The 10,645-nt window shown below is 40.0% G+C and carries 7 protein-coding genes and 1 tRNA gene; 4 read left to right on the top strand and 4 right to left on the bottom strand.

The features are described from left to right. Positions 1 to 442: 442 nt before the first annotated feature. Positions 443 to 670, bottom strand: a complete 228-nt coding sequence (locus Sarmat_RS04570; RefSeq protein WP_202149638.1) for a hypothetical protein — start codon at positions 668 to 670, stop codon at positions 443 to 445. 411 nt (positions 671 to 1,081) lie between these two features. Between Sarmat_RS04570 and Sarmat_RS04575 the strand changes: the two genes are divergently transcribed. The 4 genes from Sarmat_RS04575 to gltX all read left to right on the top strand — a co-directional run bounded on the left by Sarmat_RS04575 (position 1,082) and on the right by gltX (position 6,114). Further along, a tRNA-His gene (locus Sarmat_RS04575) sits at positions 1,082 to 1,158 on the top strand. Positions 1,159 to 1,233: 75 nt separating this feature from the next. Beyond that, a complete protein-coding gene (gene aspS, locus Sarmat_RS04580) occupies positions 1,234 to 3,024 on the top strand; it encodes an aspartate--tRNA ligase (RefSeq protein WP_202149639.1) in 1,791 nt (596 codons plus the stop codon). 49 nt (positions 3,025 to 3,073) lie between these two features. After that, the gene (gene murJ / locus Sarmat_RS04585) at positions 3,074 to 4,636 is read left to right on the top strand and encodes a murein biosynthesis integral membrane protein MurJ (protein WP_202149640.1); all 1,563 of its coding nucleotides are present in this window, start codon (positions 3,074 to 3,076) and stop codon (positions 4,634 to 4,636) included. A gap of 38 nt (positions 4,637 to 4,674) precedes the next feature. After that, a complete protein-coding gene (gltX, locus tag Sarmat_RS04590; protein WP_202149641.1) occupies positions 4,675 to 6,114 on the top strand; it encodes a glutamate--tRNA ligase in 1,440 nt (479 codons plus the stop codon). Positions 6,115 to 6,504: 390 nt separating this feature from the next. Here gltX and Sarmat_RS04595 read toward each other — a convergent pair whose 3' ends face one another. The 3 genes from Sarmat_RS04595 to Sarmat_RS04605 form a co-directional block, all read right to left on the bottom strand. Then, the gene (locus Sarmat_RS04595) at positions 6,505 to 8,838 is read right to left on the bottom strand and encodes a hypothetical protein (protein WP_202149642.1); all 2,334 of its coding nucleotides are present in this window, start codon (positions 8,836 to 8,838) and stop codon (positions 6,505 to 6,507) included. Between the two features lie 737 nt (positions 8,839 to 9,575). Next, positions 9,576 to 10,070, bottom strand: coding sequence for a hypothetical protein (locus Sarmat_RS04600; RefSeq protein WP_202149643.1), 495 nt, complete (start codon positions 10,068 to 10,070; stop codon positions 9,576 to 9,578). A 167-nt stretch (positions 10,071 to 10,237) separates the two neighbouring features. Beyond that, on the bottom strand, positions 10,238 to 10,645 hold a 408-nt coding region (locus Sarmat_RS04605; RefSeq protein ID WP_207187041.1), incomplete at its 5' end, for a hypothetical protein.

Raw genomic sequence — 10,645 nt, forward strand, 5'->3', positions numbered from 1 at the left:
TTGATCTCGACCGCTATTATACTTACATTAGATCTCCTTTCGAAAGGGTGTTTGCTCAGGATAATAAACGACTGCGATATGTAGGAATAGCAAAAAATCAATTTGCTGAATTTATGAATGCGATCTGTTTTAATTTAAAGCGTTTAACCGTCCTTGCTGCATAAAACAGGTAAAAATACATCTATTTAGGCTTATAACAAAACTAAAACAGCTAAAAATGAGATTAATTTCTGATTTGACTAAAAAACTATGAAGTTTTTAATAGCAAAATCCTTATAAAATCACTCAAACAAAAATTTTAACTACAAAATACAAAATTTTCTAAAATCTCATCTCGCAACGGTCCCATTGTGTATAGTCTCTTGTTGGTTAAAAATCAAGTTCTATACACGCTTTATAAAAAATATCAACCCCCCTGTAAGTAATTTCCAATTCTATATACTTACGCAAGAGGTCTATTTTTGAAATTAATAATTCCAGCTATAATATTAAACTTTAAGTTATACGCTTTGCATTTATTACGGTAACGATTCGATAAAATGCGAAAGTTTTTAAGTTGAGCGATAATATTTTCAACTTTTATACGTCTTTTAACAATTATCTTATTATATATAAATAATCTTAAAAAAATTCTTGGATGTTTCCTGATTTTTGTGTATGATATTGCCATATATGGAGTAGTTTTGTGTTGAAATAAACTACATATATACCTTCTGTCTTGAAAAACCAAGACTTCTTTCTATCATTAGGCGATATATTCTCACTTACACAACAGGTCTAGTTAGGAATAGCAAAAATCACGCCAAATCCGTGCTTGACAGCGCAGGGTGGAATTGGTATAGTTTTCTTGAAGGTTGATGTGTTTTTTAGGCGTTAGAATATCAATGGCAATTCACCACTCCCCCTTGTAATAAGGGTGAGAATGAGAGCGTTAATGCCATTAAATGCTCAGAATTGCTATACTTTCTAGACAAAACAAAAATTTAAAAGTTTTGTTATAGAAGCAAAATACACCAAGCACAGATCTCTTTCACGCTCACGGCATTAAATTTCTTTAAACGCAAGAGTATATTATTATATGGCGGGTGTAGCTCAGTTGGTTAGAGCGCCAGATTGTGATTCTGGATGTCGCCGGTTCAAGTCCGGTCATTCGCCCCATCTTCAAACAAAGTAAATTCTTTTCTTTCTTCTCGCTTTGTTTATTTTTTTATACGCAACCATCTAATAATACTTATGCGCTCTACCCCACATCCTTATCGCACTCATAATTGCAACCAGCTCAATATTCAGCATGTTTCGGAGGAGGTGAAGCTTTCTGGTTGGATTTATCGCAGGAGAGATCATGGTAACTTGCTTTTTATCGATCTGCGCGATCATTTTGGCATAGTGCAGCTTTTATTTACCGATCAGAATCAGGAATTATTAGATATAGTGAGTCGTTTGCGCTTAGAAAGCGTAATCACTATTGTTGGTAAAGTGCAGGAAAGATCTAGCGAAACAATAAACACTGGCTTAGATACGGGGCAAGTGGAAGTGTTAGTAACGCAAGTGCATATAGAGTCTGAAGCTCAGCAACTACCCTTTCCAGTAAATGCAGAGCAGCAGGATTTACCAGAGGATTTGAGGTTAAAATATAGATTTTTAGATCTACGTAGACTAGAGCTGAAGAAAAACATCATGCTTAGGGGTCAGATTATAGCGAAAATTCGCGATCTGATGCACAGAAGTGGATTTCTTGAATTCCAAACCCCCATTCTCACGGCCAGCTCTCCCGAGGGTGCGCGTGATTTTTTAGTGCCAAGCAGATTACATCCAGGACAATTTTATGCGCTACCTCAGGCCCCACAGCAGTTTAAACAGTTGCTTATGGTTGCTGGTTTTGATAAATACTTTCAAATCGCTCCATGCTTTAGAGATGAAGATGCGAGGGCGGATAGATCACCCGGAGAATTCTATCAGCTAGATGTAGAAATGTCTTTTGTAACACAAGAAGATGTCTTTGCTGCTATTGAACCAGTGATGCATGAGTTATTCACTACCTTTGCTAATGGCAAGACGGTTTCGCCATATCCATTCCAAAGGATAGAGTATACCAACGCGATACTGAAATATGGCTCAGATAAACCTGACTTACGAAATCCTATCGAAATTGCTGATGATACATCCGTTTTTAAAGATTCAAACTTCACCATTTTTGCCAATGCAATAGCTAAAGGTTGCGTGGTACGCGGCATACCGGCTCCAGGATGCGCTAGTCATCCACGTAGTTTTTTTGATAAAATGATTGAGTTTGCAGTGCAAGAAGGCGCATCTGGTTTAGCTTACATTCAATTTGATGAACAAGGAGGGAAGGGGCCTATCGCTAAGTTTCTTTCACGGGAAGCGCTCGAGAGTTTAATGTCTCAACATAAACTAAAGAATGGCGATGCTATATTCTTTTCATGCGATCTCGCCGAAAAATGCGCGAAAATTGCCGGTAAAGTGCGAGACAAGCTAGGGCGTGATTTAAATTTAATAGATGCAAATGTTTTTCATTTTTGTTGGATCACAGATTTCCCATTTTATGAATTAGATGATACTGGCAAAATAAGCTTTAGCCACAACCCATTTTCTATGCCTCAAGGTGGGTTACGCGTGCTGAAGGATGCTAAAAACATAGAAGATTTGCTCAAGATAAATGCCTTTCAGTATGACATAGTGTGTAATGGCATTGAGCTATCCAGCGGAGCAATTAGAAACCATAAGCCAGAAATTATGTATAAAGCATTCGAAATAGCTGGCTACAGCACCCAGGAGGTAGAGGAGCGTTTTGCTGGAATGCTTAAAGCATTTAAATTTGGCGCTCCTCCTCATGGCGGAATAGCGCCTGGTATAGATAGGATAGTGATGCTGCTAGCTGGGGCGAGCAATATTAGGGAGGTGATAACCTTTCCATTTAATCAGCAAGCGCAAGACTTGTTAATGAATGCTCCTAGCACCGTGACAGAAAAACAACTACGCGAACTTGGTATTAAATTAAGATAAACGCCACATTTATTTAATAAAAATTTGAGATGTTTTTTGAGGTGTTTTCTTGGCTTGGCTTCGCTCTGGTTTACAAATAGTTTGCGCCACAATTATTTCTAGAATTTTTGGTTTGTTTCGAGAGCTATTTATAGCATCGACTTTAGGGACTGGCCTGCAATCTGACTACATCAACCTGGCCTTTAGATTACCTAATCTTTTTCGTAAAATTTTTGCTGAGGGCGCTCTTTCTAACGTATTTATTCCCATCTTTTCTTCTCTAACAGAGGAGTCTCAAACCAAAGCTAAATCTTTTTTCATCACCACCCTCATCCTTCTTTGTCTGGCACTATGCATCTTAGTATGCATCATGGAAGTTTTTATGCCAGAAATTATACTGCTCATTGCCCCTGGTTTTAATTTATCTAGTAATAATGAGGTGGTATTGCTATGTAGAATCACCCTACCCTATCTACTATTTATCGCTATCATAGCATTAATCAATTGCGTACTAAATGTATATAATCGATTCTTTGCTTTCGCAATTTCCCCTGCAATATTAAGCGTAATGATAATGATTATACCATCTATAGCTCCTAATAATGAATTAATATTGCAAGCTTTAGCATGGGCCATGCCAATTGCGGGAGCCGTGCAATTATTCGTTATCTACCTATCATACACTCGCACCCCACTCTATCGCGTACAATGGCAACTATCGGCGCATAGCGCGCAAATGATGCAATTTTTACAAAAGATGCTGCCTGCTTCCACAAATGCCGCTTCAACTCAATTACATCTTTTTCTTTCGCAATCTCTGGCGAGTTTTATTATCGGAGGCATCTCTGTTTTAAGCTATGCTGACAGGATATACCAATTTCCATTCAGTATTATTGGTGGCACTCTCGGTACGCTGGCTCTGCCAATTCTTTCTAAATTGCGTGCGCAAAATATGTTAAGCTCAATGGAGCTCACCAGTAGAAAACTCATCAAGCTGTGTATTTTTTTAGCTCTGCCGGCAAGTTTTGGTATTATAGCAACCGTACAGCGCATTGTTTGCGTGGTGTATGAAAGAGGAATGTTTACTGCTCTTGATACGCAAAGGGTGAGTAAGGTGGTGGTGTGTTTTGCATTAGGTTTACCTGCATTCATATTAACGAGAATGTATAATAATATTTTTTATGCAAGGCAGAATATCTCCGCTCCCTTTAAAATTACTTTATGTTCTTTGGCAGTGAATTTACTCTTTAGCGTTTGTTGTTTAAACTATCTGCAAGAATTAAGCATCGCTTTAGGCACAGCATTAGGCGGATGGTTGCAATTGGCGCTTTTGTTATATTGTAAGAAGAAAGAGGACGTTACCATCCTTCTAAACCCAACAGTTCGCCAAACCTCTAGCAGTTCCATGCTGAATTTTGCCTTACATACCCTTGCTGCTTCGGCTATTATGTATCTTGCTCTCATAACGTTTAACTTTTATACGCAGGAATGTTTTGAAGCGCAGATAGTATTGTATAAAACTATAATAGTTGTTGCGCAAATAGCATTTGGCATTGGAGTGTTTGTACTTTGCTCTCTGCTTAATAGTCAATTCTTCGAAATAAAAAACATTATTCAACATCAAAAGAAATAAATATTAAAATTATATTAAAAATTAAATTTTAAATTAATATGAATAAAATTGTTACTCGCTTCGCCCCATCTCCCACCGGCTATTTGCATATAGGGTCAGCACGCACGGCGCTATTTAATTATTTATTTGCTAAAGCGCATAATGGCAAATTTTTATTGCGTATAGAAGATACCGATCGCGCTCGATCTACACAAAGCGCAACCGACGCTATTTTTCGAGATTTGCGTTGGCTTGGTATTGAATGGGACGAAGAGCCATTGCTTCAATCGCAAAGAAATGATGTGTATAAGGAGGCGGCATTAAGCCTAGTAAATAATGGCTTAGCTTATTATTGTTTCTCATCGCAAGAAGAAATTGCAACAAAGCGTCAAGCTGCTTTAGATAAAGGGGAGGATTTTATGTTCCATAGCCCTTGGCGTGACGCGCAACCTCATGAATACCCCAAAAACATAGCGCCGGTGGTGCGCCTTAAAAGCCCGGTGGATGGTGACGTTACTATTCAAGACACAGTTCAGGGTAAGATTACCATAGAATGCTCTAAATTAGATGATATGGTGCTACTACGCCAAGATGGTATGGCCACTTATATGCTTGCTGTTGTTGTGGATGATAGAGAAAGTGGAATCACTCACATTATTAGAGGTGATGATCATCTTACCAATGCATTTCGGCAAGCCTTGATATATCAAGCATTTAATTGGCGATTGCCGTCTATGTCACACGTGCCGCTAATACATGGCCCCGATGGCGCAAAGCTCTCCAAAAGGCATGGGGCATTGGGAGTGGATGCTTATAGACAGATGGGCTATCTGCCCTGGGCTCTATGTAATTATTTACTGCGGTTAGGATGGAGCCATGGTGATGATGAAATTATTAGCTCAGAACAAGCTAGGTCTTGGTTTAATTTGGAAGCGCTGGGGGCTTCTCCTGCGCGCCTTGATTTTGATAAGATGAAGCATTTGAACGCGCATTATCTCAAATTGGAGAGCCATGAGTTCTTGTTGCAATCTATTCGCGAGCAAATGGAAGAAGGAGGGGCTGGAAAAATTAGCAAAGTATCTGAACAAAATATTCTAAAAGGGATGGCGCAAATAAAAGCGAGGGCGAGTTTGCTTACAGATCTGCCACGCATTGCATCTGTGTATTTGGAGGGCTTGCAGCTTTCTTATGAACAAGAGCAAGGACGGAAGGAAGTTTTAGACCAAATTGTTGTTGCTGCGAATGGCCAGGAGAATACTGCGCGAGATTTGTTGCGCGCGCTGCTTAGTTGCTTAGAGGTGGTAGCGTGGGAGGAGCAGGCGATTAAGCAGGAGCTGCAGAATTTTGCGCAGGCGCAGAGTTTGAAGCTGGGAAATATCATGCCGCCACTGAGGATGGCGTTGACTGGCGAAGGTGGTGGGGTGGATTTGGTGAATATGATGTTTATTGTGGGGAGAGATGAGGTGGTTAATAGGATGCAGCGATTCGTGGCTTTGTAGATGAGTGAGACGGGGGTTTTTGGCTTCTGATAACATAACGCATATGTTAGCAAGAGGCTTATTGCTACTGCGTGACTTTTGTATAACTTGAAGCGCTTATTTCTTGAAGCGCTTATTTAAATTCTAAGCGCCGTACTCGACGGGAGTTGCGCCACGCGGTAGGCGCGTGGCGTTGTGGCACTTAAGCTCGATGAGCGCCGCCCGCGGCACCGTGGCGCGCTGCTTTCGTCTCCCCGCAAGACCTCAGCGTGTGCTTGCTAGGTGGGAAGGATTGCTCTCTTCACCAAGGATATTATGAACGAGGGCATAAGTTGGGACGAGTCAATGTTTGGGTGGCGTTGCGTTTTTCTTTAGTTGTATCACATGCCACCCTTAGGATGTATCTGCGATTTATAATAACGGAAACTTAGGCACCTTGTTATTTGGCTGCTGATTCTGATGCGGCTGCTTTTGAGATACGCCTCTAGTCTGATTTAATGACGAAAGCTGCACCTGCTGTTGCTGTATAGCCCTGGCAACCCGCTCTGGATTCTGCTGTTGGTTTTGAAATACACCAGTTCTTGCTAAATACGGAAGCCGCACCTGCTGTTGCTGCTGTATAACACTGGCAACCTCCTTTGAATTCTGCTTCTTGTTGCCATTTCCCGACTGCTGCACATTTGTCTTCTCAAACTTGATTAATTGCACAGTCTTCTCCGGCGGCGGCTGGCTGTGCTGTCGCCACTGACGCACCCGCTGCTCTGCTGCCTGACGCTGCGCCTCCGCTTTGGCCTCCTGCTCCAGTTTGGTCTTACGCCGCTTCTCCTCCTGTTCGGCCTCACGCTGCTCCCGCTCCTGTTTGTCCTGAAGCCGCTTCTTCTCCAGTTCGTCCTGACGCTGCTGCTTCAGTTCGCGCCGCTTCGCCTCCGGCACCTCACGCGGACCATCGCTGCCACCCAGTACAACCTTCATCGGCTTCTCCTGCTGTTGCTGCTGCTGTTGCTGCTGCTGTTGCTTCTGCTGCACCTGCTGTTGCTGTTGCTTCTGCGGCACCTGCTGTTGCTGTTGCTTCTGCTGTACAGATGGGATCTTTTGTAATAATTGGAAGCAGTTCGCGAGTGCAGCATCATTGCGCTTGCGACCGTCTATTCCTAATAGCATAGACTGTCGTATGAGGTCGCTGGGTGCATGATGTTCAACAAGCATCAGTTCTGTTCCTATAAGAGGGCGCAATTTTTCTTCAGGAGAATTAAACACACGCAATTCGCTCTGAGCAACCTGTTCATTCTGTGCTATAACTCCTTTTATAGAACTCTCTAAACCTGCAATTGTGTTATTTAACTTCTCCAATGCCTGCAATTTGTCATGCTGTTCAGGCATGAAGTTGCGTAGTTTATCCACGAATTTTTCGCGTAGTTTATTCACGACTTCTTCGGGTGGTTTACCCCCTACTTCTTTGTATAGTTCATTCCATACTTTTTGGTCTAGTTCACCCCCTACTTTGTTGTATAGTTTATTCCATACTTTTTGGTCTAGTTCACCCCCTACTTTGTTGTATAGTTTATCCAATAGTTCTTTGTATAGTTTATTCCTTACTTTTTGGTCTAGTTCACCCCCTACTTTGTTGTATAGTTTATCCAATACTTTTTTGTATAGTTCATCCCCTACTTGTTTGTATAGTTTATCCCATACTTTTTGGTCTAGTTTATCCCCTACTTTGTTGTATAGTTTATCCAATACTTGTTTATCTAGTTTATCCCCTACTTTTTTATCTAGTTCATCCAATAGTTTTTTATCTAGTTCATCCAATACTTTTTTATCTAGTTTATCCTCTACTTTTTTGTATAGTTCATCCCATACTGCTTTGTATAGCTTAATGTCCTTACGAATATCTCCCACGGTATTTGACATTGGAAATAGTACTTTTCCTTCTCGGTAGGCTAACCCATACTCCCGCGATTCCTTACTTGCGCATGGCTTTCCTGTTGGTGTTATAAATTCTGATGGAGTTTTGGGACAAGGACAATAGTCGTTTCTATCATCCGTATTATGCATCTTCTTCGTTATCTCGTCTGTAAACGTTTTGCGCTGACTGTTGGGCATCACAGATTCTATAAACTTCCGTTGCTCCCCCGGACTCACATCAACTGGAAATGTATGCGTCACATGCATTGCAAAATTTGATTTTGATAATACTCCAAAGTTGTCCCAAGCGTATCTAGGAAACGTATAAGTAAACTCCCCTATGCTTACAGCGCAATACTCATCGGATTTCTGCGCTGCTGTGCATACGTTCTTCATCTCCTTCACGGCATCTGCAAATTTATCCACAGCAGTATTAATATTCTCTCTATTATCTGCTGTACAAAACTGCTTACATGGAAGTATTCCTCCGCCAGGCTTATTCCCAGACGATATAAACTCTACCTTTGACATTGTACTATCAGTATCAAAAATCACGTCCATAAAATCTACGAGCTCGCCATTATGCTCTTTCTGAATTTTACATGAGTAAGAAGTACTGGGCGCCCGTTTAAGATCTTTCAGCTCATCAATCCCTAAATCTCCTATAATCTGCGACTTTCTTTCGTTCTTAATCTGTTGTAGATGTGCTTGAACGATGCTGTAGTTCCGCTCTCCATTACTATACACTTCAATTTCTACGCCAACGGTATGTGGCCCATACTGTCCTTGAGGCAGTTGTGGCTCTTCTGAAAACTGTTTTATCTGTTGTAACTGTTGCATAAATTTCTCATATTAAACTAATTAATTATTCATTCTCAAAAATACTCCATTTCAGGTTTTTTAATATTGACGATAACGCTTTCCTGACCCTACATATAAGCTTTTATATAAGCTTGTTTTTGAGATTCGAATCTCACGTCTTTCTACATCATGACATTCGTTCAAACAAACTATGCATTCTCAATAATTGTTTTATATAACAGAGCAATTCAGCTTGCACTCACTACACTTTTTAGTGTTATAAATGCGACTAACTGCACGATTATATTCGTTATACTAACAATATTTATTCAATCCTGTAGTATTAATGATAACATATTTTATATAAGTTGAATAGCATCTAATTATAATCATCCTAGGATTGTCTATCTGGCCAACTATCTATCTGACTAGCTATAATCAAGCTCTACAACCAAGTTAATTGACGCAATATACGCATTACAAGAATATTTATCTGGAGAAGAATGAAGTTCAATTTAGCAAAAAGACGAAGTGGCCCACGCTACAAACGCAGAGTGTGACTATACAAAAATAGAAACAATAAGATGGGATTTGGGGAAGTATTAGATGATATGGACATGGCAAGCAGCCCATCAAGAGATGCGCAAAGGCTGCGCATCCTGTCTCGTTGTATATGACAAAATCACGTATTTACTATGCGCGCAACGCACAAGTCGGAGACGCGCAGCTTCTAAAAAATACTCCGCGCAAGTTTATACACTAGTTTATACACTATATTAAGATAAGATCTTTTCAAGATTCTCATCTATAGAACTCACTAACGAATCGCATAGATATATAAATCTCAGGTTTGCATGTACCGTCTCATGAGTACACCATCTACCATCTGCATAATCTGCCAAGCCAAACACTCCTTGTACTAAATTATACAGATCACCATAAAACTTTATAGCATCATCACGATTCTTGCAGTTCCCAGCATTAATTTTGTCGTATATGCTATTCATGTTTTTAATAATACTCTGTCTACTCTGATATGCATTACACAAAGCTGCAGATATCACTTTAGAAGCTTCTATAACTTCTGCTCGAGATACGACGCTCTTGTTTGCTATAATTTTTTCCATCAATGGGTTAGTAATTTGCTCCCTTATATTCACATGGTTTCCTAAGAGCTGCCTAACGACTTGCTTTTCTTCAACGCCCCCATTGTCTTGCTGTTTTGTTGTAGTTTTATTGTTTGTGAAATTTACATCTGATGTCTTTTTCATTATGACCTCTATTAAAAAATTTATATCATTCCATATCATCCTGTATCCGCTATATTGGTAGCGCATTTCATACAAGCTAGCATAATCAAGCAAAATAAATCAATAAGAGCTTAGTCCTCGAAAGAGAAAATGTAACTCAAAGAACGTAATGCGGAGAGTCTATTATATCAGGCTAAGATCTTTTCAAGATTCTCATCTATAGAACTCACCAACGAGTCGCATAGATATATAAATCTCAGGTTTGCATGTACCGTCTCATGAGTACACCATCTACCATCCGCATAATCTGACAAACCAAACACTCCTTGTGCTAAATTATACAGATCACCATAAAACTTTATAACATCATCACGATTCTTGCAGTTCCCAGCATTAATTTTGTCGTATATGCTATTCATGTTTTTAATAATACTCTGTCTACTCTGATATGCATTACACAAAGCTGCAGATATCCCTTTAGAAGCTTCTATAACTTCTGCTCGAGATACGACGCTCTTGTTTGCTATAATTTTTTCCATCAATGGGTTAGTAATTTGCTCCCTTATATTCACATGGTTTCCTAAGAGCTGCCTAAC

This window comes from Candidatus Sarmatiella mevalonica (assembly GCF_016751895.1).
GTDB classification, from domain to species: domain Bacteria; phylum Pseudomonadota; class Alphaproteobacteria; order Rickettsiales; family Rickettsiaceae; genus Sarmatiella; species Sarmatiella mevalonica.